This is a genomic window from Virgibacillus sp. MG-45, assembly GCF_036409425.1.
Classification (GTDB): Bacteria; Bacillota; Bacilli; order Bacillales; family Amphibacillaceae; genus LDC-1.
Genome location: NZ_JAXOFU010000003.1, coordinates 91,469 through 116,493, shown reverse-complemented (window position 1 = coordinate 116,493; position 25,025 = coordinate 91,469). Strand labels below are relative to the sequence as shown.

The following is a 25,025-nucleotide window of genomic DNA, read 5'->3' as shown; positions in this document are numbered from 1 at the left end:
ATGCAAGTTAAAATGTCAATGATTCCTGGTGGGAAAACTGGAATAGTCGGAGAAATCCATGTTTCTCTCGGTAGTCAGGTAACTGCTGGTGATACCTTAATGGAAGTAGAGATTAGTAAAGGAAACCTCGAAATTACTGCCGAAGAAAGTGGCGTCATCAGTCAGATACTCGTTGAAGAAGGAAGTGAAGTTTCTTCGGATGAAGTGCTGCTTGAAATGGAGCCAATCCAATCGAACAGCACTGAAGCTGAAGCGGGTCAGCAAGCACGAAATGAGGAGATGCCAACGGATGAGGTGGATGCTGATTTACTCATTATTGGTGCTGGACCAGGTGGATATGTTGCTGCCATTTATGCAGCAAAGAAAGGGCTTCGTGTCACATTAGTTGAAAAAGAGAAGACGTTAGGGGGCACTTGCTTAAATGTAGGATGCATCCCTACAAAGTCCCTTGTTAAATCTTCAGAGGTTTGCCATAGCGTAAAGAATGGCGCTTTGTTTGGCATTGAATCAGACACAAGCCTCCAAGTTAATATGAAGCAAATTATTCGTCGTAAGGAAGAGGTAGTAAATCAACTCGTATCTGGTATTGCCTTCTTAATGGAGAAGAACGACATCCGGGTCATCCATGGCGATGCATCCTTCCTTTCCGAAAAGAAGGTTCTTGTGAAGGGGAAAAATAATTACCAAATTTCTGCCAAGGATATCATTATAGCGACAGGTTCAAAGATTTCTAAGGTGAATATTCCCGGTATTGATCTACCGTTTGTCATGAACAGCACAGAGGCTTTAGCTAGTACAGAATTGCCAAAGAGTATAACGATCATCGGTGGGGGCGTCATCGGTATGGAGTTTGCATTTATTTACCGTAACCTTGGCGTTGACGTGCATGTGGTGGAATTTATGGACCGTCTTCTGACCATGCTAGACAGCGATATAACGGAAGAGCTTGAACAGGCAGCAAAGCAGGCGGGTATCCATGTTCATATCGGAGCTAAAGTCTCTAAGATTCAACGAGCTCATAATGGAGAAGCGATCGTGACCTATGTGACGGCCAGTGGAGAACACCTTTTAGTAAGTGAAAAGGTTCTTGTTGCAATTGGCCGTGAACCGAATATAGATGGCTTGGACCTTGATCAGGCAGGAGTTCAGTTAGTGGCGCATGGGAAAGGGATTGCCGTTGACAAACAGATGCGAACGAATGTGGAGCATATTTATGCAATTGGTGATGTCACGAATATTATGCAGCTTGCCCATGTAGCATCACATCAAGGTATTCATACTATTGATACAATACTTGGAGAACAATCGGAAATGGATTATACAGCTGTACCGAATGTTATTTTTACGTCTCCGGAAATTGCTAGCGTCGGTCTGCAAGAATATGAGTGTAAGGAGCGAGGAATCGATTATCGTGTGAGTAAGGTATCCTTTGCCAGTAACGGAAAGGCATTAACAATGAATGAGCCAGCCGGTTTCATTAAGCTCATTAAGGATAATCAAACCGGTAAGATTATAGGAGGGTCTATCATAGGGCCAGACGCTTCTTCTTTGATTAGTAGCCTTACGATTGCGATTTCAAACAAGCTTACTGAACAGCAAATTACACAAACTATTTTTGCGCATCCAACGACCGCTGAAGTGATTCACGAAGCAGCATTAGGTTTAAGTATTGGCGCACTGCACGAAGCGTGAGTAGTCATATTTCAATCTCAATAAATACCGAGTGCAAGTAGGATAAAGTAATCGAAACGTTCATTTGAATTAAAGCGTATCTCAGCATTCGCACCAATAATTTGCTATAATGATGAAATGAAATATAACTCTGAATGAATGAGTTAAGAATGGTTGGTGCTTTCATTGTTTAATTTGGATGACTGTCTTGCCTTTATTACAAATAAGAGCTCGAAACGATTAGTAGAAGCCCTGGACAATGAATTCAGGCCTTATCATATAACAAGAAGCCAGTGGATTACGATGTATTATATTTTCAATAATGACTCTATTACTCAGAAAGAACTGGCAGATAAAATGGCTATCAAAGAACCAAGTGTGGTAAGGCTTCTTCAAAAATTGGAATTAGGCGGACTTATACACCGCTCAGAAACTAGTGAGGATAAGCGTATTAAACAATTACAGTTAAGTTCTAAAGGCATCAAGGTTTATCACGAATTACTTCCTATTGCTGAGAATTTTAAAAGGAACACGCTTCAAGGTATTCCTGAGAAGGACCTTGAAACCTTTAAGCAGGTATTAGAGATTATGACCAAGAATACAATAAAAGAGTAAGATAGAGGCTTCCCTGTTTAAACTTTAGGTGAAGCCTCTTCTTTTTTAGCAAGCTTAAAGTGCTCTTTGCTGTTTCAACTTCACTAAAATCAGAAATATTTTTCCCCTAGCGTTTGAAGCACAGGTATTTAAAGGTGTATTAGAATTTCTTTTTCCCGATCCCTTATCCAAGTAATTAGTTTTTTCTTACAGTATTCTTTGATTCCCCCTGAATCTTGGTAAGGTGGCTAGTTTCATATGAAATTACTTTTTGGTTTTCTAATTTCCCATCTAACATCTGCATTTAATGTGCTCTGTTATATATCACTTCTCTACTAAATTCAAAACTCATCAAAATAATGAAAAAATTTTGTTGACATGTGTAACCGTTTACAGTAATATGATTTCAAACGAAAACGTTTTCGTAAAACGTTTTCTCAAACTAGGTGATAACATGACGAAGTATACGATAAAGGACATCGCGCGTGAAACGGGATATTCGATATCAACGGTATCTCGTGTATTAAATAACAAGGAAGAGGGGATGTCGAAAGAAACAAGAAAACGTATTTTAGAAGTTGTTAAAGAAATGAATTACCGTCCTAACCAGTTTGCTAGGGGCCTCATTACGAAAAAGTCAAACATGCTCGGGCTAATTGTTCCGAATATTTCAAATCCATTCTTCCCTGAATTATGTCGAGGTGCGGAGGATGAAGCGGTTCAGAATGGCTTTAGTTTAATTATTTGTAATTCAGATGATCAGGCGAACAAGGAAGAGCGGTACATTCACCTGTTAAAGGAACAGCAGGTTGATGGGATTTTACTAGCAAGCATGAACAAATTAACGCGTGGAAACGAGAGGATCTTAACGGATTCGCAAATTCCATATATTTTAGTGGATCGTGGAGTTGATGTCGATTCAGCCACGGGGGTGTTCATGGATAACTTCAAAGGAGGTTATTTAGCGGGTAAGCATTTAATTGAATTAGGGCATCGGAAAATTGCTTGTATGACAGGACCTGCTGACATTACGAACGCGAACAAGCGCTTAAAAGGATTTCTGCAGGCATTGAATGAACATGATATTTCGATTCCATCGCATTACATCTTGAATGGAAACTATCATATGGAGGATGCGTACGATCTGGCCAAAAGGTTTCTTGCGGAACATGAGGTGACCGCTATTTTTACTGGTAACGACCTAATGGCTTGTGGTGTATATCGAGCAGCGTTCGAATTAAATATTTCTATTCCGAATGATTTATCTGTGATTGGCTTCGATGATATTCCATTTGGAGAGGCTTTGAATCCGAAGCTTTCTACCATTCGGCAAAATACATATCAAATTGGCAAGGACAGTGTAAAGCTTCTCATTAAGAAATTACGAAATGAACCTGTTGAATCATTGTTTTACGAACCAACACTTGTCGTAAGAAATAGCACCCAAAACCTCATCCAAAGCCCTTCTCTTGAGGATTGATAGGGCTGATGCACACGTCTTAATCGCTTCACAAGGTGAAATTGTGGAAGGTCTAAGCCATAAAAGGATGAAAGTGGTAATAAATCAACATTTTTCTGTTATATGTCAATAAAATTTCACTTTTATGTCATACCATTTAAAAATAATGTGTTATACTATTTCAGTATTAAAGCTAAAAGTGTTATCTTAAGTGAGTTCTGGAGGAAAGAAGGAATGCGAATCGGTAATGGAGCATAAATGAAAAAGTGACGACACGGTTTGGGACGAGCCCAGCATGCTGTACATCCAAGATGGTGCGTCGCTTAAACACAGGTATTGCTTGTGAATATATAGATACAGCAAGAGAGACTAGAACTAGCATAGAGGAGTGATGACTAAATGAAGCGTATTCCAGTAATAATTGATTGTGATCCAGGTATAGATGATGTAATGGCTTTATTATTTGCCTTTGTCCGACCAGAATTAGACATTCGTTTAATTACGACAGAGGCGGGAAATCAAACGCAAGATAAAACGGCGTATAATGCAAGAAGCTTTTTGACTTACATGAATCAAGAAGTGGAAGTGGCAAGAGGTTTAGAGCAACCACTTTTCGTTGATTTAGAAGTTGCTGAGGAGGTTCACGGTGAAAATGGATTAGGGGATGTTATTTTTCCTGAACCAAGCTTTGAAGAAAGTAACCGTACAGCTATCCATGCGCTTTATCAGACGATAATGACAAGTGATGAGCCAATCGTTCTCATTGCAACAGGTCCTTTAACGAATATTGGCGCACTCCTGTTAGCACATCCAGAAGTAAAAGATAATATTCGCTCTATCTCCTTCATGGGTGGAGCAGCAGTGGGAGGAAACATGACACCTACAGCAGAATTTAATGTGTATGTTGATCCACATGCTGCTGATATTGTCTTCCGTTCCGGTATTCCGATTGTCATGAGTGGCTTGGACGTCACGCATAAAGCATTTTTAGATGAGGATGACCTGAAACGCATTGGCGATATAGGGACAGAACTAACGGAAAGACTCGTCGAGTTAATGACCTTTTATACAAAGGCAGCAACACAAACTGCTTTTCATGAAGAGAATTACGATACGAACGTTCGGTTACATGACTTATGTGCGGTTGGGTATGTTGTCGAACCAAAGCTGTTTCAAGGGGATGATTGTTATGTAGCAATTGAAACAACCAGTGAACTAACGAGGGGCACAACGATGGTGGATTATACACAGTCCTTGCCTTATGCAAAGAATGTTCATGTGCTTCATACGGTCGATCGTGAGCGATTTGTGGCTATGTTTATTGATGCAATTCAAAAAGCAGAACAATTAATTAAAGGAGGAAATTTACATGTTGAAAAAAATTAAGGCAGATTTTAATTTATTAGCAATTTTACTTATTCCTATCGGTATCGCAGTTAACTTTGTTGGCTTTCAGGTGGCACAAATTTTAAGGCTACCAATTTTTCTAGATACGATTGGTACGATCTTAATTGGGGTTATCGCAGGACCTTGGGTTGCGCTAGTAGCAGCACTTATTACGAATTCGATTACAGCAATTTTTAATCCGGTTTATTTTCCATATGTTGTTACTTCCATGGCTATTGGGGTTGGAGCAGGTCTATTATCCAAGTATGGAATGCTAAGTAATGTGTATAAAACGATTGTTTCAGGCCTTGTAATTACAGCAATTGCGGTTGTTGTTTCTTCGCCAATTACGGTTATTTTCTTTGGGGGAGCAACTGGTAATACGTCCTCAGCAATTACAGCAACATTCTTAGCAATGGGGCAAAATATTTGGGGAGCGGTTTTTTCTTCAGCAATCATTACTGAAATAGCGGATAAGGTCGTTTCTGTATTATTAGTTTACTTTGTTGTAAAGAGTATTTCCGATCGCTATTTATCAAAAATGAAATATGGTCATTTATATATGAAAAAGAGAAACACAAAGAGCAAAAAAACGGATCACGCATCCTAATCTTTTTACTTGAAAAAGGGCATATTCAAGAGATAGCAATGCCCCGCACTTAAGGAGAATACCGCTTAAGTGTGGGGTGTTATCTATTATTTCATAAAACTATTTGGAGTTGTGTGAACATACTCCACTTTTGAAAGGAGCTACACCATGAATCAAAATCCAATTTTATCGCTTCACCCGTTAACAAAATTCTACTTTGCAATCTTTATTACCGTATCAGTCATTATTGTGCCAAATTATCTATTTGCATATGCTTGGTTTCCAGTATTAATTGTGATCGCTGCTATGGCGAAGGTTGCAAAGTCATTTATATCATTTATTCTCAAAACGTTAATCATTCTTTTGGCAATTGTCTTCTTAATGCAATTGTTCTTTTACCCAGGAGAGGATGTCATTGGCTCTTGGTGGATTTTTGAACTAACGAATGAAGGCTTATTACAAGGTCTTTCTTTAACCTCCCGTATTTTAGCGATAGGTTCAGCGTTTATTTTATTTTTTAGGATTGTAGAAATTAAGGACTTTGTGAAAGCACTCGAGGATATTGGCATGCCACCAACTGGCGCTTATATCGTACTTTCCACCTTACAAATCATTCCGGAAATGCGTCGTCAATCAAATACAATCATGGAGGCGCAAAAAACGCGTGGAGTAGAGACAGAGGGGTCTTTAATTGTTCGTGCAAAAGCCTTTTTCCCAACGTTAACGCCACTTATCCTTTCTTCGATTGCAAGTACAGAGGAAAGAGCAATTACGCTAGAATCGCGTGCTTTCTCAGCACCTGGCAAAAAGACAAGCCTGCATAAATTAACAAAACGTCCCATTGACCGTGTGCTTCCATGGGTATACGTCGGCATTATAATCGGACTCATTATTTGGAGGGTTTTCCTATGACAGCAATCATTCAACTAGACAATGTTTCCTACCGCTATCCGATTGGGGAAGAGTGGATATTAAAGCATGTTTCACTGGAAATTAAAAAAGGCAGCTTTGTTTCGATCGTTGGCAACAATGGCTCTGGTAAAACAACGCTTTGTAATATTTTGCGCGGATTTATTCCCCATTTCCATAAAGGAGATTTGGAAGGGACGATTAAGCTCGGTGGTACCGATATGAGCGAATATCAGCTAGGTCAGCTTGGGGAAAAAATCGGCTTTGTCTTTCAAAATCCATTCATTCAAATTTCCGGTGTGAAAGATACCGTGTTTGATGAAGTAGCATATGGCTTAGAGAATCTCGGGGTTGCCGAAGAGGACATATATAAACGAGTGGAAGAGGTGTTATCGCTCGTTAAAATTCAGCATTTGCGTGAAAAAAATCCCTTTGAATTATCAGGCGGACAGCGCCAACGTGTTGCATTAGCTTCTATTATCGTCATGGATCCGGACATTTTAGTAATCGATGAGCCGTCTTCCCAATTAGATCCAATTGGAACGGAGCATGTATTTGAGATCATTCGATTAATGAAAGAAAGAGGCAAAACAATTATTCTTGTAGAGCATAAAATGGATTTGGTTGCGGAGTATTCCGATGAATTAATAGTGTTAGATAAGGGAGAGGTTCTGATGCAGGGGCCGACCCGAGAAGTGTTGGAAAGCGAGATTTTTAACACAGCTAATATTCAATACCCACATGTGACAGAGGTAGCATTGGAGCTGCAAAAGCAAGGTGTAAAGCTAAACTTCCTACCTATTCGGGATTCAGAGATTACGACCTGTTTTGAGAATGATGGGGGGAATGAATAATGACAAAGCTACATTTACAAGATGTTAGTTTTACGTATCCAGATGGCACAAATGCGGTCGAAAATTTATCATTGGAAATCCCTAGTGGTCAAAGGGTTGCGATTATTGGACAAAATGGTGCTGGAAAAACAACAGCTGTAAAACTAATGAACGGACTATTAAAACCAACGAGTGGACAAGTGTTAGTTGGTGAATGGGATACAAAAACGAAAACAACGGCACAAATATCGAGTAAAGTAGGCTATGTTTTCCAAAATCCAGATGATCAAATTTTTCATAATGAAGTGATGAGTGAAGTGCGCTTCGGACCAAAGAATATGGGCTTTGATGAGGAAAAGACGGAAGAAATTACGAATTGGGCAATGGAGCTTTGTGGAATTTCTGAATATGCAGAGGAAAACCCGTATAACATGCCTTATTCAACGCGAAAGTTTGTCACCATTGCATCTGTTATTGCGATGGATTCAGATATCATTATTTTAGATGAACCGACAGCAGGGCAGGATAAAATTGGACTCGAACTGCTAGGTACGTTGCTCGCCGAATTAGAAAAGCTAGGAAAAACGGTTATTACAATTACACATGACATGGAATTTGTTACAGAGCACTTTGAACGAATCATCGTAATGGCGAATCGCCGCATAATCGCGAACGACAAAGCTGCTAATATTTTTTATCAGCATGATGTTTTAGAAGAAAGTATGCTAAAGCCCCCAGCGGTTGCGCGAATGGCTTCTTTAATAGGATTGCCAAATGGAGTATTGCATAAGGCGGAATTAGTAGATTATTTAAAGCAACAGTTGTTATTAGGGGGAAAAGCGCAATGAAGATGACGGTTATTGGGAGTATCAATATAGATGTCGTATATGATGTTCCCTATATTGTAAAACCGGGTGAAACAATTCATAGTACAGGCTATCAAACTTCCTTTGGCGGGAAGGGCGCTAACCAAGCTGTTACGATGTCTCAATTAGGAGCACAGGTTGACTTTGTTGGTTGTGTTGGTCAGGATGATTTCGGTAAAAGGGCGTTAACGAATTTACGTGACTACCATATTTCTACGCAACATGTTAGTGAAGCGGGAGTTACCGGAAATGCGCTTATTCAAGTAAGTGAAACAGGAGAAAATGCGATTGTTTTAATGAATGGTGCGAATTATCATGTCACACCAGATTCAGTGAAGGAGGCCAAGGATGCGATCGTTGATGCAGATGCGGTCGTCATGCAGCTTGAGATTCCTTTAGAATCAGTTGTTGCGGGAATAGAGCTTGCTGCAGAAAATAATGTTCCTGTTATTTTAAATCCAGCGCCTGCTCAAAAGCTATCAAACAGCCTGCTTGCAAAAGTGGACATATTAACACCCAATGAGACGGAATTAGCCACCTTAACTGGAATGGAAATAAACACAAAGGAAAGCATCATTGCTGCATGTGACTCGTTACTAGAGCAAGGTGTTACATGTGTTGTTGTAACCTTAGGCGAACAAGGCGCCTATTTTACAGATGGCAAGGAAAGTGGCTGGGTAGCGGCAACAAAGGTAAAGGCTCTGGATACAACAGGTGCAGGGGATGCCTTTAATGGCGCATTAACTGTTGGGCTATGTAAAAAATATAGCTTACGAAAAGCGATCGACTATGCATCCAAGGTTGCAGGACATGTCGTCACACAAAAAGGTGCACAAGTAAAAATTCCAACAGCTTTATATAAGGGTGAGTAATGAAGGCGATTCTCTTATTACTCGTTTTGAGTTTGTTATGGGGCTCTTCCTTTTTGTGGACGAAGCAGCTGTTAGTTTATTTTGATCCGATAACCGTAGTCTTTTTACGGTGTCTGTTCGGTTTCGTTGCCTTGTTTCCTTTTTGGTTGCGCAGTAAGCATAAGACGAAGTTTCGCGTAAACCTATTGTTCATATTCATCGTTTCGCTTGGAGCAGCAATCCCCTGGTCCATTGTTAGCATTTCGTTGACAGCATTGGATACAGGAGTGGCTGGAATTTTAAATGCGACTACACCAATGCTTGGTCTGTTATTGTCCATATGGGTATTGCGTGAGAAACCGACAGGAAATCAGTATGCAGGTATTTTGATTGGATTTTTCGCTGTATTATCGTTGCTGTTATTTTCAGGGCAAGCTACAAATGCGGAATTTTCCATTGCGCATGCCATACTTATGTTAATCGCCACATCCTGTTATGCGTTAAATTCTATTCTTGTTAAGAAATATTTCCCGACCATATCGGCCTTGCAGCTTGGGATGTGGACACTTGGGGTTGCAGCATTGTTAAATGGGATTATTAGTGTAATTCAACAGCCGGCGGCGATTTTGCATGTAAATACGTTCCCGGTGATCGCATCTTTGGTTGTTCTAGGCTGTCTTGGATCGGGCTTAGGCTATGTTTTGTTTTATCATTTGGTCATTTCAGCAAGTCCGATATTCGCTTTATTAACAACCTTTATTATTCCGTTTATTACGATTTTCTTAGGAATCTTTATTTTAGATGAACCGTTCCATCTTGGCATCGGAATCGGATTACCACTAATCATCACCAGCCTTTTTGTGGTGAGTATGCCAAAGAAAGGTATTGGGAAGGTAAAGACTGCAAAACAGCAAGCAGGATAAATAGAATAACCACCTGTATAATAAAAATTGCATGCAACCAAGTAAATATTATCCAGGAGAGGGTAGGCGGTGGTGAACAGTGTATTATCATATTGGAAGTAAAGAATATTCTTTAAAATACACCTATCCAACTGGATCCAAATTCTACAAATAAAAAAGACCGTTCATGTTATAGAGAACGGTCTTTTTTCATTTTTCCTAAAAACCTATCGATAATTTATTTCCCAACCGTCCCGGCTTCTGCGGGATGGACACCATGACGGTAATAATCTTTATACTCCGGCTTCATCGGTTCGCGTCCAAGAATAATATCTGCTGCTTTTTCTGCCAGCATCAATACCGGAGCATGGATATTTCCATTGGTTGTAGTTGGCATGGCAGATGCATCCACTACCCGTACATTGTCCAGGCCATGAACTTTCATGGTATTTGGATCAACGACAGCCATTGGGTCGGAGGCGGGCCCCATTTTAGCTGTGCATGATGGATGAAGTGCCGTTTCCCCGTCTTTCTTCACCCACTCCAGAATTTCTTCATCTGTTTGGACAGAAGGACCAGGCGAAATCTCACCAGTGGTGTAAGGTTTCAAAGCGGGTTGAGAAAGGATGTCCCGTGTGACCCGTATTGCTTCAACCCACTCGCGTCGATCCTCTTCGGTAGATAAATAGTTACACACGATACTTGGATGCTCAAAAGGATTACGTGATCGGATTTTCACGCTTCCTCTCGAGTTGGAGTACATTGGTCCGACATGTACCTGGAATCCGTGTTTTGTATCGGCTTTTTGCCCATCGTATCGGACAGCTAGCGGTAGGAAGTGGAACATTAGATTTGGATAATCAACTTCCTCATTGGAACGGACGAATGCGCCACCTTCAAAATGATTCGATGCTGCTGGTCCAGTACGACCAAGTAACCATTGCAAGCCGATCCAAGGCATTTTAGCTTTATTTAAACTTGGCTGCATGGAAACGGGCTGTGGACATGCGTGCTGGATATATACCTCGAGATGATCCTCTAAGTTTTCCCCTACTCCTGGTAAGTGTAGAATCGGATCGATACCAAGTGAGCGTAAATGCTCTGCGTCCCCTACACCAGACAATTGTAAAAGTTGCGGCGTGTTAAAGGCACCACCAGAAAGAATTACTTCCCCTGCGTTAACATGATAGGTTTTTCCATTCCTTTGATATGTTACCCCTTGCGCTTTGGTACCCTCAAAATTGATACTTGTAACAAAAGCTCGTGTTTCTACAGTAAGGTTTTTGCGACGCATCGCTGGTCGTAAATATGCCCGTGATGCAGAAACTCGTCTGCCATTATGCACTTGACTGTCAAATGGGCCAAAGCCTTCTTGCCGAAAACCGTTTACATCGGGTGTTCTTGCATAACCAGCTTCCACACCCGCATCGAAAAAGGCCTGGAATAAAGGATTTGTCGCAGGTCCACGCTTTAATTTTATTGGACCATGATGCCCGCGATACTCATCCGTAGAATCGGCTCCAAAGGTTGTTTCCAATCGCTTGAAATACGGAAGACAATGGGCGAAATCCCAATTTTCCATCCCTGGTTCAGATCCCCATTTCTCGTAGTCCATCGGGTTCCCGCGTTGATAGATCATGCCATTGATCGAGCTTGATCCTCCAAGCACCTTGCCTCTAGCATGTGCGACACGACGCCCATCCATATAGGGCTCAGGATCTGTAGAATAGATCCAGTCATAAAAACGATTGCCTGATGGGAACATTAATGCTGCAGGCATTTGAATAAATAAATCCCAAAAGTAATCATTGCGCCCCGCTTCCAAAACAAGCACAGTCTTACTCTTATCTGCACTTAGGCGGTTGCCGAGTACAGAACCTGCACTTCCACCGCCGACAATTACGTAATCATAAGTTTGATTCATGTGAAATACCTCCTTGAAGATAGTTAATAGAAATCAGCAATCTGGCAAACGATATCTTCCAATCATATTTTATTAAGTTTATTTTATTTATTAAAAATTATTTTAACAATTTGTACACAAGCAATGGACCATGATGTTTTTACCTTGTAAATCAAGGCACAGCTTTTCTTTTTGGGAATCCGCCAAGACTATAGCGGAAATACGCCATATAGCTCTAAACCTTCCTAAGTAAGAGGACTTAGAGCTATTAATCTATCAAAATCTTAGTTAAACCATTTAACAGGTTCAGGTTGCTTGTTGCGAAAAATGTGTTTTACTTCGGTATACTCCTCGATGCCTTCCCGTCCAAGCTCCCGTCCAATGCCTGATTGTTTATAACCACCCCATGGTGCTTGGGCAAAATAAGGATGGAAATCATTGATCCAAACGGTGCCCATTCGTAACCGTGCGGCAACAAATTCTGCCTTATTCAAATCCTGCGTCCATACAGCACCAGCCAAACCATAAATCGTATCATTCGCTAATTTGACAGCTTCTTCTTTGGTCTGGAATGTTTCTACTGTTAATACTGGTCCGAATACCTCTTCTTGGACAATCCGCATATCGCTTCTGCAGTTTGTAAATATGGTAGGTAAGTAGAAGAAACCGTTTTGCAATTCAGGGTCATCTGGGCGTTTCCCGCCAACAGCGAGTTTGGCACCTTCTTTTTTGCCTATTTCTACATAGTTTTCCACTTTCGCACGGTGTTCTGCCGAAATCATTGGCCCGCTTTGTGTACTTTCATCAAAGCCATTACCCAATTTGATTTGTTTTGTTCGTTCAATTAGAGCTTCAACAAATTCATCATGGATGATTTCTTCAACTAAAAGCCGTGACCCCGCAGAGCAAACCTGTCCTGCATGAAAAAATACTGCATTTAACGCCTGGTCAACAGCTGTCTCAAAATCAGCATCGGCAAAGACGATATTCGGATTCTTTCCACCAAGCTCGAGGGCGATTTTTTTTACATTATGACTCGCCGCCTGCATGATTGATTTCCCTGTTTCAATGCCACCGGTGAATGAAATTAAATCGACATCATGATTAGAAGCTAATTCCGCGCCGACAGATTTTCCGGAACCAAGTACTAAGTTGGCAACACCTTTTGGTATACCAACCTCTTCCATTAGTTCAAAGACTTTCACGGTAGTTAATGGAGTAATCTCACTCGGCTTCATCACAAGGGTGTTACCAGCGGCCAAAGCCGGAGCGAGCTTCCATGCGGCTTGGAGTAAAGGGTAATTCCATGGGGTGATTTGACCACAAACACCGACAGGCTCACGAACGACCTTGCTTTCACTGTTTGGTATTGGTGAGGCAATAACTTCTCCGCCGTCTTTATCTGCCAGTCCACCAAAATAAAAGAAAACATTCGCAATGTCGGCCATATCTGCACGGCTCTCTTCGACAGTTTTACCTGTATCCAATGTTTCCAGTTCAGCTAATTCCTCCAGATCCCGCCGGATTAATGTACCTATTTTGTATACGAGCTCCCCGCGTTCGCTGGCAGGTAATGTGCTCCAGCTACCTTCATCAAATGCCACTCTTGCAGCTTGAATGGCTGCTCGCGCATCTTCTGCATTTCCTTCTACAGCACGTGCAATAACTTTTTGATTATATGGGTTAATGATATCCCGTGTTTCTCCAGATTTGGCATCTAGCCATTCACCATTTATATACATTTTCTGTAATTTCACAACAACACTCCTTTAATGTTTATTGTTAAATTTGTTAAATAAAAATTAAACATTATTAATATAACAATCGTAACAATAGTTTAATTAACGTGTCAAATAAAAGCAGAAAGAGTCTAGTTACTAACCAATGAAGCTGAATATAACGAATGAATTCCTAAGGAATACGTTTGCAGGACTTATTTTTTTATCCTGAAAAATTATAAATCTTCTCTACCCCTGATAAAACAATAAGGAAACTAGATGAAAGATCTAATTCGATTTGACAAAACGAAATATTTCGATAACCTATTACATGTGGATAGTTTATTAAATAAAAATTTAATAAATTTATTTTATTTAATAAAAGGGGAGGGGAGAAGACGAATCATCTACGTAATTTAAATCCACTCCTGGGAAAAAGGGGAGTTTTTACTAGATGTTTGCCGAAAATCTAAATTGGAAAGGTGTTTATAATCAATGAATGTTAAAAGAGTTGGTCAATTAATTTTAGTTACTCTAATATTTGTTGTACTCGCAGCGTGTGGTTCAACTAGTGAAGATGCAAATTCGGATAAAAACTCTGGCGAAGCGAAGGACAGCAAAGGGACAATTACGATTGGACAAATCAATTGGCCTGAAAATATTGCAGTTACAAATTTGTGGAAGACAATTTTAGAAGATGAAGGATATGAGGTTGATTTAAAACTTCTTGAAATGGGGCCACAGATGGCTGCGTTAGCCTCAGGAGATTTAGATGTCGCACCAGAAATCTGGTTGCCGGTTCAGGATAAGAGTTACTTTGAAAAGTATAAGGACGAAGCTAACTTTTTTGAAAATCCGTGGTATGACAATGGTAGAGTTGGGTTGGCTGTTCCAACGTATATGAAGGATATTAACAGCATTGAGGATTTGAATGAAAGCAAAGATAAATTCGATGGAGAAATAATCGGCTTTGAGTCTGGAGCAGGAACAATGCTGGTTGCACAGGATGTTATTGATGAATATGGACTTGATTATAAATTGTCACCGAGCAGCACAGCAGCAATGATTACATCTATTAAGAATGCGGTTAAAGATAAAGAACCGATTGTCGCTCCATTATGGAAACCACATTATATATTTTCGGAAGTGGATCTGAAGTTCTTGGAGGACCCGAAAAAAACCTTTGGTGAAATAGAGCAGATCTATATGGCGACTCGGGATGGATTTGATTCCGATCACGAAAAGGTCAGCAACTGGTTGACAAACTTTAAATTGAATGACGAGCAACTTGGTGATTTAATGAATAAAATTAAGGAAAATGAGGATAACCCGATCGAAGGCGCCCAAAAATGGGTGGAAGAAAATCAGGATGTCATTAACAAATGGATGAAGTAAACGAAAATCAAGAGACGATACTCGATAAGAGAATCGTCTCTTTTGTAATGGAGTGAAGTATTAGATAAGAATCTAGTGCTGAATTTATTTGCTTCTTTGCATTACAAATTATAAAATATAAGAAACGTTTAATTTATTATAAACTAATTAAATAAACTCTTAATTTTACGATAAAGAATGATAGGAAAAACTTCTGTACTTGCTTTAAGATGAGGCGAATGCAATTTACAAAAGAGAGGTGCCACCATGGAAAGAAACCAGAATAATTCCCCCAGCGAAAATGCAAACGAAAAAATAGAACAGGTTGAACGCATGATGATTAATACGATCTCAGAAACTATGGACCTGTATGGCGTTACTCCTTCAGTGGGACGTTTGTACGCAACCATGTATTTTAAACATGAACCTATTACCCTGGATGAAATGAAAGACGCACTCGGCATGAGTAAACCGAGTATGAGTACTTCCGTCCGAAAACTCCAAGAAATTAATATTGTTCAAAAGGTATGGCAGAAGGGCTCGAGAAAGGATTCATTCATAGCTGAAAAGAATTTCTTTAATTATTTTTCTCAATTTTATGGTATGAAATGGGAACGAGAAGTGAGTATGTATTTGGTTAGCCTAAAGAAGGCCCAAGCACAACTTAAAGAAATAATTGAAGATAGTGAAACAGATGAAGCATCAAGAGAAAAAGCTGAATTGGACTATCAGCAACTTGCAGATGCTATGGTCTACTATCGGTGGTTGGACAAGCTCACCAAGCTTACTAAATCCGGTGAAATATTTAAATATATACCAGTAGACGAAGCGGATGAAAGGGATGAGGTGTAGGAAAGATTGTGATTGTTTATCGGAAATTTACTGATAGATAATCGTTCATGTAACGCCCTTGTTCTAGTTAATTTCTTGATTGTTAGGATCAGTTCCTTACTGTGCATCATTTTAAGGGAGAATTCATGAAACTACTAAATGTTAACATATCATTAATATATGGGAAGAGACTATCAACGGAAGTCTCTTTCCTTTTTTAATGTATAACACTTTTGCGTGGCTTCCATTATTGTAATGAAAATAGGTGCTGACGAGATTCCTGCTAATACAGGTGAACATCAGGGTTTTTCTCTTGTGATGGATAGAATCAGTTATTAAAAAGGGGTTTGATTAACATTTGGAATTAGAAATATTATAGTTTTTAGAATAAGTAGATTTATACCCTAGTTTACAGTATATGGATTTGTTATAATGGGCATATTGAACCATTTAAAGATCGATACATAAAATATTTAGACATAACACCAGTATCCCTTTAACAAATATAGGTCTTGTTTAAATGAGAGGGGAAGGAAATTGACTATTACCTCAGAGCAAGTATTAAATATACTCCAGTCGACTCAAACTATTGAATCGAGGATTAAAGAGACATATAAAAAAAATCATGACGAGGTTCGCAGACATCCAAATGTAAGACAGGAACAAATGCCTGTTTTTGTTTCTTTTTTATATGAAAAGATAATTGAAGATAAACAGCTACCATCAGTTCAAAGTTTTACAGATAGTTATATGGAAACGTATTATAAAAACATAAATAAAAACCATCTTATCTACAGCGCGTATAAGCAACGTTGCTGGATGGCGTATGAATCACTGGTGAGAGATCTTCATTTCTACTTTAGATTATCCGAAAGTTGCATGTTTGAGAATGTTGCACTTTCATATGCATATGATGTTGAGGCGAAGCAGGATGTGGTAGTAACTCTGGGTAACCTCAAAGCTGGTCTTCAGCTTTTTTATGGTACGGACAAAGATATTGCGTATAAAAAGAGAAATGCATTAAGGCGTAGAGCGGTGATGGGATATCCCGACCTATTTCTTCCACTCAACGGTTCTGAAACAGTGCCGGAAAATATCGGAACCGATAAAGAAGTATTTCTAGCGTATAGTGACCATGATGTTAAAACAATATACAGAAAACTACGGACGGTTGAAGCGGCTGATCGATACCCACAAGAAGATTACTTTGTTAAACCGCTGAAACCCGTGGCAGTTAAATCAAATACTGAAAATAAAGCTAAAAGTTCAATGAAGCATTCACTGCTTTATATAGGACCCGAAAATATAAAAGAATATTCACAAACAATTAAAGCGTTGACTAAAAAAGGGAATCGTGTGGAGTGGCTGTCTCCTTTCGATGATTTTCCTGTAGAATTTGATGAAAAGGTAGCTAAGTATATAAGAATTCATAAGTGGGAAAGCGCTTTACAGCATAATTTGAAGATTTATGATGGTCAAATAAAGGATAGTTACACAATGGAGATTCTCAAAGAGGCGGATTCAGAAACCACTTTTAATTTTGGACAGTATATTACTGAACATGCTCCTGAAGATAAACATATTATACTCGAAGCTGGTGCTGGGAGCGGAAAAACAGAAACAATGATTTCTCGCATTATCTTTTTGCTTCATACAAAGGATGCCTTATCTCTTAGGGATATTGTTATGATTACCTTTACGAATGAAGCGGCAGATAATATGAGAAACAAGCTGTCTAAGCGATTATTCGATATGTATAAGAATACTGGTAACAATACATATATTGAATGGCATGAGGAAACGGCTTCTATGAGGATAATGACAATACCTTCATTTGCAAAATCAGTCCTTAAGGATTTCAGTTCTGCACTTGGTATTAGTCCTTCTTTTAAAATAAGCCCAATGACTGACCGGAAAAGAGAAATTGTAAGCGCTGTTCTCGATGAATATATGCGGAAACATCGCCTGAGCTACAATGAAATTGGAAAACTGAGAGAATATGAACTAGAAAAGATTATTGAGAAATTCTGGAATAAAATGGAGCAAAAGGGTATCACTATTAAACAACAGGAACAGTGTATGATTGACTGGGGTGCTCCGCCTGAGAATCCTGTTGGTAGAGTGTTGCATAGTTTATTTCAAGCGACATTGATTGAATGCAGAAAAAGGTTTGAAGATGTAAAAACAAGATACAATACACTAACAGTTCAGGATCTTACAAGCAAAATTAAGGAAATAAGACCTATATTAAAGGTTGAGAATCTCAATACTCCGTTTAAATATTTATTTGTAGACGAGTTTCAAGATACTGATGATATTCAAATTGATCTAGTGAGCGAACTGACAAAACTGAACAATGCTCACTTGTTTGTCGTGGGTGATATTAAACAATCTATTTATCGTTTTAGGGGAGCAAATTATACAGCCTTTGATGTGCTAGAGGATAAACTCGGAAAAGCTCACATTAACAGAGGCTTTAAGCTTAAGAAAAACTATCGAACAAGCAAGAAGATTCTCGAGGAACTTGAAAGTTTGTTTGATGTATGGCGTACAGATCAGGATGAAATTTTGCCTCGTGAAATTGGGGCGGGGAGGCTTCGAGCTGAAATCGATCAACATGTATATCCTGATTTTATTGATTTTAATATTATGGGAAATTATTGGGAAATTGACATCGCGCCTGTTATCAAACGTCTCTATGATTCAATGAATACATCTGAAAAACGTGAAGCTCCTGTTGTGTTAGCTGTTCTTGTGAGGACGAATTCACAGGCAAGAAAAGTAAGGGAATTATTGGAAAAGATGAGGGAAAATAACAATAAGATAACTTTTGAGGTGGACATAGGCGGTACTCTTTTTTCATCTAAAGCTGCCAAGGATTTGCTAATACTCGTTAATGCATTGTGTTACAGTAATGATCCTGAAAGTCTTTATGCTTTGTTCCAGACGCCTTTTTCCAATCTCGAATTTATACCGGAGCATATTTATGAAAATATTATTTCACCTCCTGAAAAAGGACTTTCTAAAGCTAAGGAATCAATAAAAGGCCTTTCTAAGGCGGAGTATGGTCTAAGGTCTCTACCTGCAATTAATATTATATATTCCTTTATTCAAGACAATGATTACGAGGATATTTTAACGCGAAAAGATTATCAGGAGCATGAAATTAAGAAATACCGTTTGAACATATACAAAATACTCAGCTTAGCTTCAGAAAGTAATAATATCGATCTTAATAACATCATTGAGATAAGGAACTGGCTAAAAACCCAGATAGCAGTCAATAGGGATGAGGACGAAGCTAGAGTTGAAATTAAAGATGAAGAAAAAATTATTCAGGTGTTAACTGTACATAAGGCAAAAGGTCTGGAATTTGATACGGTATTGGTGCCTTATACTAACAACAAGTTTCAAAGTAATCAATATGATGATTTGTTAATCACTCATAAGGACAAAAATATTTCAGCAGGATGGAAGATTGCTAAAGGTAACACGCAATCGCCCATTTTTGCCGAACTTAGTGAAAGAGAAGGAATTGAAGTTATCAGAGAAGAAGCTAGACTTTTATATGTTGCCTTGACAAGAACCGAAAACAGACTGCAAGTTTTATTAAATAACGAAGAACAAAATCATAAAGCCTCTTGGTCCGACCTAATCTGGCTTTGGAAAGGGTGATCAAATGACGCGTAGAATACTGGCCTACCAAACGCCTGCACAATTGTTCAGATCCGATTCCGTGATGCAGAAAGAATATGCGGACTGTCTGCATGTCACTGCTACAACGAGTTTAAGGAGAGGAATCGGTGAGACCATTAGAGATAATTCGTCATTTTTAAAAGCACCTGTTATTACTTTCAACGAACTGTTTTCGGAGATGGCGGGTACATCTTGGTATTCGCAGACAGCCCAACTTAAACAGTTTCTTAGTTTAACAACTGCAGTAAGAGAACTATGGGAAAGTGGACGAAATATTAGTAAGCATAATCTCCAGGCTGTATCTAGAGATCAAATGACGCTCCTTAAAACGATCAGAACACTTACTGAACTAGAAATAACTTTTGAAGATTTTCAAAGAAACTGCGCAGGGAACCTTACCGATGATGAAAATATTTTATTGAAAATATGGCGTCATACAAAAGATAGATTTACTGATGATTACAGTGAAATGAGTGCTTTGTTTGCAGGTAAGAAAGACCTTTTTAAGGAAATGGAGCGAGTACTTCTTTTGTGGGGAAGCAAGATGATGGATAGTAAAAACAAAAGCAAGAGAAGTGCGTGTAATTTATACCCAGACAAATGGAAAGATATTATTCATCGGTCAATAGAAAAGAGAAAACTAGTTCTACACGGGTTTTATTTTATAACACCTATTCAGGAAAAGATTTTTAAGTTGCTGGAAAAAGAATATGAGTTATTATTTCTGAATCTGTATGATGAGAGGTTTCCTTCGACGTTTGAAACGGTTACTTCTTTTCTAGGAACTGATATAAATGAGGTTGTCCAAGTTGTTCCAGATGACGCTTCGATAAACCCAGTTGCTTCACGATTGATAGAAAGCCTCGAAGGTTATTCTTATACTTCTTTTGAAAGCGAGGCTACAATATATACAGATCTTGCCCACTTCGCAGAGGTAGAGAAATATCGACTGGAAGAGTTGGATAAAAGGCCAGAACTATCTGATTATCGTACTGAACATCTCATAACACCTCGTGCTGAAGAATTAAAAAAAGAATTAACAGCAATTGGATTTATTCCGTACGAATACGAAAGTCTAACCGATCATCCAGCTGGTAGATACTTATATAGACTACATATGTTGAAACAGGAGATCACGGATGTCTCCTCAGGTGATATTATTACAACTTATGAAGTTACCCCTGAAGCGGTGCTTGATTGTTTTTTATCAGGATGTGTTATAGCAAATGGGGTTAACATGAGAGGTTATGTGAAACAATTTGAACAAATCATGCCGTTTTGTAAGAATATTACCCAATTTGATGATTGGATTAAGAATTTAGAAGAGTTGAAGGAAATTAAGCGGGAATGGGAAGATAGAGTTCATGAGATAAACCCAGTGCATACTACTGACGATTTACATAAATTTCATTCCCTCCCTATGCGGCAATTGTCCTATTTTTACGTAAGTGTGGATGATATCGATGCTATTACTGAAGGAATCAAGTCGCTTCGTATTATACATGACAGATTATTCGGTAGCTGGAACAAACAAGTTAATATTAAAACACACCTCGATCAAATTAAGGATTACGCGCTACAGGATGCACCTGATTATTTTGATGAGGAAGAAAAGAAAGCGGTAGAAGCTATTTTGAGTGCAATATCCGAAATCAATGATGATGATACAGAATTTATGCTAAAGGATCTGGCAAACGGTTTAGCATTCTATCTTAATAATGCTCTTAAGGAACTTGAATCTGAAGATCAGGGATTTAAAGAGGTTAATTCATTATTAAATGCAGATGGCGCGCCCTTCTATATATATAGGAAATTTCATCTTGCTTTTGTTGATGAAAAAGCATTGCCGATTTCTCAGGAGTTTAATTTATGGCCAATTTCACGTCAGGTACTTAAAACAATCAGTACAGAATTCAAAGAGCTTCAACTAATTGAAAAAAGGGAAAACATGAGCCGGTCTATTTCGAGGTATCTGCTCTATTCTCTTCTGCATTCTGCTGATGAGATAAGGTTTTCTTATGCTGAAAACCTTCCATTCCAAACCGATTTGAAGCCATCTCTTTATATGAAACTGTTAGAATTGAATTTTTGTTCACCTAAGAAGCATTCGCCACAAATATCGAAGGGTATGAATGATAAAATAGAATTAAGTGGTACGATATCCGACAGAACAAACTGGACAAAAACTATGAAGAAAGAAGCCGAGGTTTGTCCTAGAAGGGCAACATTTAGTTTTGAACTGAATACACATACGAGATTCTCTAATGACTTTCATCTCAGATTTTTATATAGCAAATTTTTAACTTACTTTAATGTTGCATCTCCAGTTAAGGTTAAGGGTGATATAGCGACAATTATTGATAAATGGTTTCCCCAGTGGAACGAAACTAAGAAAAGCATAATTAACACTGAATCCAGTTCATACAGGGCTCAGACCTGCAAGATGGATAACACAATTGGAGGAGTTCCATACAGTTCAGCAATAAGCGAATTTAGTTTAATTCCAAATGGGAAAGCAAAAAGCAAATCAAATCAAATGCTTTCAGTTAATAAAAGAAATTCATATGAAGCCAAGCCAGGGGAACATTGTAAGTACTGCCCTTATATCGACATATGTAGAGAAGCTGAATATAGCATAGATTATGAGGAAAATAGAGGTAATTAAAAAAGGGGGAGTTTTCGGTGGCAGACTTAAAATTACCGATTTATGATAACGCAAAGAATCAGATACAGAACATGAAAGAGAACGGATCTGACTGGGAGCAAATTAAAGGCAACTATCAGACATTAAAAGCTATTTCCGTACTGAGTGAAGATATTACTGAGGATATCTGGAACAAACTTGTCGATGCAGAACATGAAGTATTCAAGGATGAAGAAAACAGAAAAAAAGCTGGTCCGAGAACGGTCATTATCTCGAATGACGAAGACAATGAGGCGACAGTCCCTACAGATAAAAGGTCGTCTTGGCAATTGTACCGCAAGAAACTATTGGGAAAAGGTCTTAGCTTAAAGTCAGTAAATAAACTTGAAGAAAATACAATTAAGTTACTTAGAAAACTTAACAAGGACACGTCCGAAACAGGTCCTAAAAAGGGGTTAGTTATTGGTCAAGTTCAGTCCGGTAAAACTGCTAGTATGGCGGGGCTCATGGCTATGGCGGCAGATTGGGGCTGGAATACGTTTATTGTGCTTTCAGGCATGATAGAGAATTTAAGAGAACAGACACAGGAACGCCTTATCAGCGATCTCAACAGTCCGGGAAACAATGATTGGCGGTCATTTCACAAATTATCAAGACATTCACAGCCCGGAGAAAGGACGCAGAATCTAAATTTTAATGATAATTGCTCACAAAAGTATCTGAATGTGTGTCTTAAAAACAAGACTAGGCTGGAAAATCTTCTAGGCTGGCTGAAAGATGATGAGAACAAACTTAAACAGATGAAAATTCTCGTTATTGATGACGAAGCTGATCAGGGAAGTATTAACACCAAAGGATTAGATAAAGAGGAACGAAGCAAAATTAATGAACTGCTGATTGATTTGGTTCATGTGTCTTCCAGCGGCGAACAACCAAAGTCAATGAATTATATCAGCTATACAGCAACACCTTATTCGAACTTTTTAAACGAGTCACATCCAGAATCTCTTTATCCTAAGGATTTTATAGCTGTTCTACCGGTAGCTGATGAATACTTTGGTCCAAAACAGATTTTTGGAAATGAGGAGAGCGAGGACTCTGACCACTTAGATATTGTTAGAATTATCAGTGACGCGGATGTGGATCTCATTAAGGAACTGCAGAATGGAAAGCGATATGATCTGCCACCGAGTTTTGTTTTAAGTATACTATGGTTTTTTAATGCTGCAGCAGTTAAGAGGTATTATGGAGATAAAAATCCTGTCAGTATGCTGATACATACGAGTCAGCGTCAAATTGACCATTCAAGGATTGCAGAGAGTGTGGGTAACTGGATAAAAAATATTAATCAAGAGGAACTTATTAACAAATGTCAGGCGTTATACCATCTCGAAAAGGATCGTTTTGACATATCCAGATTTAGAGAAGGCTTCCCCGAGTATCCTGTTCCAGATAATGAGCTTAGGGATTACCCGGATTTTATAAAAATAAAACCATTTATCTTAGAGTTAAAACGGAAAATATCACATATTAAAATGGACAGTGAGGGAGACCTTTCTTATCATAATGGGATACATCTGTGTATTGATAACAGTTCAATGACGGGAATAACTGATGAAAATACCCACATAAGATTAGCCTATCCTAATTCACGACAGCTACAGAAATTAGCTCCGGCACCGGCTTTTATTATAATTGGTGGCAGCACACTCTCAAGGGGACTTACGATTGAAGGGCTTGTAAGCACCTACTTCTTGAGAGCTGCTAATGCGGGTGATTCACTGATGCAGATGGGACGTTGGTTCGGGTACCGTAAGGGTTATGAACTCCTCCCCCGGATCTGGATGACAGAAAAAACGTTTTCGCAGTTTCAATTTTTGACAAGTCTTGAAGAAGAACTAAGGAAAGAACTTATAGAATTTGACCTTGGAAACAGAAGCCCGGCTGAGTATGGTCCAAGAGTAAAAAACTCCCCACAAGTATCTTGGCTTCGTGTAACAGCTGCTAATAAGATGCAGGGAGCACAAGAGATTGAAATGGATTTTGCAGGTGCTTCTATTCAGACAATACATTTTGAAAATGATCCTAAACTGCTTGGAGAAAACATTGAAACTACTCAGTTATTTCTAGATCAGCATTGTCCAGCACCTGAAAAATCGATGGTCTCTAACTCTTTGGTATACAGAGGTGTTGATTTCCAGACTATACGTGATGAGTTTCTTCTGAAAACACATTTTAATTCCCGCTCGAAGGTATTTAATCAGATTGATGCCTTTTGTGAATGGTTTGAGAAAGTTAAACAGGAAATAGGTTACCAGAACTGGAATATCATTGTTCCAAGTGCTGGAGCAATTACAGAATTGTCTCCTACTCGTGATAATGAATGGCGCGTGAAAGATTATACGTTAACAATGGTAAACCGGTCGAAAAAAAGTTCATCCATGAATTATGGTGCGGATATTGCAAATATTGGAGTGCTTAGAGGCCCTCATGATGTGTTTGCAGATATAAAAGATGAGCATTTTAAAGGCAATTCAACACCTAACAAACAGGAAATGGAAAAAATAAGAAAGTCATACGGGTTAAATAATGTCCCTCAACTTATTATTTATCGAATACGTAAAGATTCTGAGGCTTCAAGAACGGTTAAAACTGATAAATCGCCTAATAGAATAGATCTTAACTTTAATGAAGATATTATTGGCGTCTATATTAATGTCCCTGGAGATAAAGACAATAAACCCCACGCAAAGGCTCTTACGGTAAATATGAAAAAATTTGAAAACGACAATGAATAGG

17 protein-coding genes are annotated in these 25,025 nt (G+C 38.8%); 15 read left to right on the top strand and 2 right to left on the bottom strand.

The genetic code is table 11. The features are described from left to right. The 10 genes from lpdA (at position 1) to SPK86_RS04600 (ending at position 10,081) form a co-directional block, all read left to right on the top strand. Positions 1–1,692 carry a dihydrolipoyl dehydrogenase gene (gene lpdA, locus SPK86_RS04645; protein WP_330948757.1) on the top strand — a complete coding sequence of 564 codons (1,692 nt, stop codon included), beginning with the start codon at positions 1–3 and terminating at the stop codon, positions 1,690–1,692. A 156-nt stretch (positions 1,693–1,848) separates the two neighbouring features. After that, positions 1,849–2,286, top strand: a complete 438-nt coding sequence (locus SPK86_RS04640; RefSeq protein WP_330948811.1) for a MarR family winged helix-turn-helix transcriptional regulator — start codon at positions 1,849–1,851, stop codon at positions 2,284–2,286. A 433-nt stretch (positions 2,287–2,719) separates the two neighbouring features. Continuing rightward, positions 2,720–3,745: a LacI family DNA-binding transcriptional regulator gene (locus SPK86_RS04635; RefSeq protein WP_330948756.1), complete on the top strand. Its 1,026-nt coding sequence runs from the start codon at positions 2,720–2,722 to the stop codon at positions 3,743–3,745. Positions 3,746–4,123: 378 nt separating this feature from the next. Further along, the gene (locus tag SPK86_RS04630) at positions 4,124–5,110 is read left to right on the top strand and encodes a nucleoside hydrolase (RefSeq protein ID WP_284140485.1); all 987 of its coding nucleotides are present in this window, start codon (positions 4,124–4,126) and stop codon (positions 5,108–5,110) included. Further along, entirely contained in the window at positions 5,094–5,720 is a 627-nt protein-coding gene (locus SPK86_RS04625; protein ID WP_330948755.1) for an ECF transporter S component, read from the top strand. Before SPK86_RS04630 ends, SPK86_RS04625 begins: the two co-directional genes overlap by 17 nt. A gap of 147 nt (positions 5,721–5,867) precedes the next feature. Beyond that, a complete protein-coding gene (locus SPK86_RS04620) occupies positions 5,868–6,611 on the top strand; it encodes an energy-coupling factor transporter transmembrane component T family protein (RefSeq protein WP_330948754.1) in 744 nt (247 codons plus the stop codon). Further along, positions 6,608–7,462: an energy-coupling factor ABC transporter ATP-binding protein gene (locus SPK86_RS04615; RefSeq protein ID WP_330948753.1), complete on the top strand. Its 855-nt coding sequence runs from the start codon at positions 6,608–6,610 to the stop codon at positions 7,460–7,462. Before SPK86_RS04620 ends, SPK86_RS04615 begins: the two co-directional genes overlap by 4 nt. Further along, positions 7,462–8,289, top strand: coding sequence for an energy-coupling factor ABC transporter ATP-binding protein (locus tag SPK86_RS04610; protein ID WP_330948752.1), 828 nt, complete (start codon positions 7,462–7,464; stop codon positions 8,287–8,289). Before SPK86_RS04615 ends, SPK86_RS04610 begins: the two co-directional genes overlap by 1 nt. Then, on the top strand, positions 8,286–9,179 hold the full coding sequence (rbsK, locus tag SPK86_RS04605; RefSeq protein WP_330948751.1) for a ribokinase: 894 nt from the start codon (positions 8,286–8,288) through the stop codon (positions 9,177–9,179). The genes SPK86_RS04610 and rbsK overlap by 4 nt, the downstream gene beginning before the upstream one ends. Beyond that, positions 9,179–10,081: a DMT family transporter gene (locus SPK86_RS04600; RefSeq protein ID WP_330948750.1), complete on the top strand. Its 903-nt coding sequence runs from the start codon at positions 9,179–9,181 to the stop codon at positions 10,079–10,081. The genes rbsK and SPK86_RS04600 overlap by 1 nt, the downstream gene beginning before the upstream one ends. A gap of 217 nt (positions 10,082–10,298) precedes the next feature. Here SPK86_RS04600 and betA read toward each other — a convergent pair whose 3' ends face one another. Together betA and betB are read right to left on the bottom strand one after the other, a co-directional pair. Beyond that, complete coding sequence (betA, locus tag SPK86_RS04595; protein ID WP_330948749.1) at positions 10,299–11,984, bottom strand: choline dehydrogenase; 1,686 nt, start codon at positions 11,982–11,984, stop codon at positions 10,299–10,301. 263 nt (positions 11,985–12,247) lie between these two features. After that, on the bottom strand, positions 12,248–13,705 hold the full coding sequence (gene betB / locus SPK86_RS04590) for a betaine-aldehyde dehydrogenase (protein WP_330948810.1): 1,458 nt from the start codon (positions 13,703–13,705) through the stop codon (positions 12,248–12,250). Between the two features lie 471 nt (positions 13,706–14,176). Here betB and SPK86_RS04585 point away from each other — a divergent pair, with 471 nt between their 5' ends. The 5 genes from SPK86_RS04585 to SPK86_RS04565 all read left to right on the top strand — a co-directional run bounded on the left by SPK86_RS04585 (position 14,177) and on the right by SPK86_RS04565 (position 25,024). Next, positions 14,177–15,076 carry a glycine betaine ABC transporter substrate-binding protein gene (locus SPK86_RS04585; protein ID WP_330948748.1) on the top strand — a complete coding sequence of 300 codons (900 nt, stop codon included), beginning with the start codon at positions 14,177–14,179 and terminating at the stop codon, positions 15,074–15,076. A gap of 246 nt (positions 15,077–15,322) precedes the next feature. Further along, a complete protein-coding gene (gene cudC / locus SPK86_RS04580; RefSeq protein ID WP_330948747.1) occupies positions 15,323–15,907 on the top strand; it encodes a choline uptake/conversion transcriptional regulator CudC in 585 nt (194 codons plus the stop codon). Between the two features lie 516 nt (positions 15,908–16,423). Further along, positions 16,424–19,561: a UvrD-helicase domain-containing protein gene (locus SPK86_RS04575; protein WP_330948746.1), complete on the top strand. Its 3,138-nt coding sequence runs from the start codon at positions 16,424–16,426 to the stop codon at positions 19,559–19,561. Positions 19,562–19,565: 4 nt separating this feature from the next. Further along, on the top strand, positions 19,566–22,247 hold the full coding sequence (locus SPK86_RS04570) for a hypothetical protein (RefSeq protein ID WP_330948745.1): 2,682 nt from the start codon (positions 19,566–19,568) through the stop codon (positions 22,245–22,247). A 17-nt stretch (positions 22,248–22,264) separates the two neighbouring features. Then, positions 22,265–25,024 (top strand): Z1 domain-containing protein, encoded by a 2,760-nt coding sequence (locus tag SPK86_RS04565; protein ID WP_330948744.1) that lies wholly within the window; start codon positions 22,265–22,267, stop codon positions 25,022–25,024. Position 25,025 lies beyond the last annotated feature (1 nt).

Excerpts from the sequence above, each read along its gene's own strand:
- lpdA (WP_330948757.1), top strand. The coding sequence starts at position 1 with ATGCAAGTTAAAATGTCAATGATTCCTGGTGGGAAAACTGGAATAGTC.
- SPK86_RS04635 (WP_330948756.1), top strand. The coding sequence starts at position 2,720 with ATGACGAAGTATACGATAAAGGACATCGCGCGTGAAACGGGATATTCG.
- SPK86_RS04630 (WP_284140485.1), top strand. The coding sequence starts at position 4,124 with ATGAAGCGTATTCCAGTAATAATTGATTGTGATCCAGGTATAGATGAT.
- SPK86_RS04625 (WP_330948755.1), top strand. The coding sequence starts at position 5,094 with ATGTTGAAAAAAATTAAGGCAGATTTTAATTTATTAGCAATTTTACTT.
- SPK86_RS04620 (WP_330948754.1), top strand. The coding sequence starts at position 5,868 with ATGAATCAAAATCCAATTTTATCGCTTCACCCGTTAACAAAATTCTAC.
- SPK86_RS04615 (WP_330948753.1), top strand. The coding sequence starts at position 6,608 with ATGACAGCAATCATTCAACTAGACAATGTTTCCTACCGCTATCCGATT.
- SPK86_RS04610 (WP_330948752.1), top strand. The coding sequence starts at position 7,462 with ATGACAAAGCTACATTTACAAGATGTTAGTTTTACGTATCCAGATGGC.
- rbsK (WP_330948751.1), top strand. The coding sequence starts at position 8,286 with ATGAAGATGACGGTTATTGGGAGTATCAATATAGATGTCGTATATGAT.
- SPK86_RS04600 (WP_330948750.1), top strand. The coding sequence starts at position 9,179 with ATGAAGGCGATTCTCTTATTACTCGTTTTGAGTTTGTTATGGGGCTCT.
- betA (WP_330948749.1), bottom strand. The coding sequence starts at position 11,984 with ATGAATCAAACTTATGATTACGTAATTGTCGGCGGTGGAAGTGCAGGT.
- betB (WP_330948810.1), bottom strand. The coding sequence starts at position 13,705 with ATGTATATAAATGGTGAATGGCTAGATGCCAAATCTGGAGAAACACGG.
- SPK86_RS04585 (WP_330948748.1), top strand. The coding sequence starts at position 14,177 with ATGAATGTTAAAAGAGTTGGTCAATTAATTTTAGTTACTCTAATATTT.
- cudC (WP_330948747.1), top strand. The coding sequence starts at position 15,323 with ATGGAAAGAAACCAGAATAATTCCCCCAGCGAAAATGCAAACGAAAAA.
- SPK86_RS04570 (WP_330948745.1), top strand. The coding sequence starts at position 19,566 with ATGACGCGTAGAATACTGGCCTACCAAACGCCTGCACAATTGTTCAGA.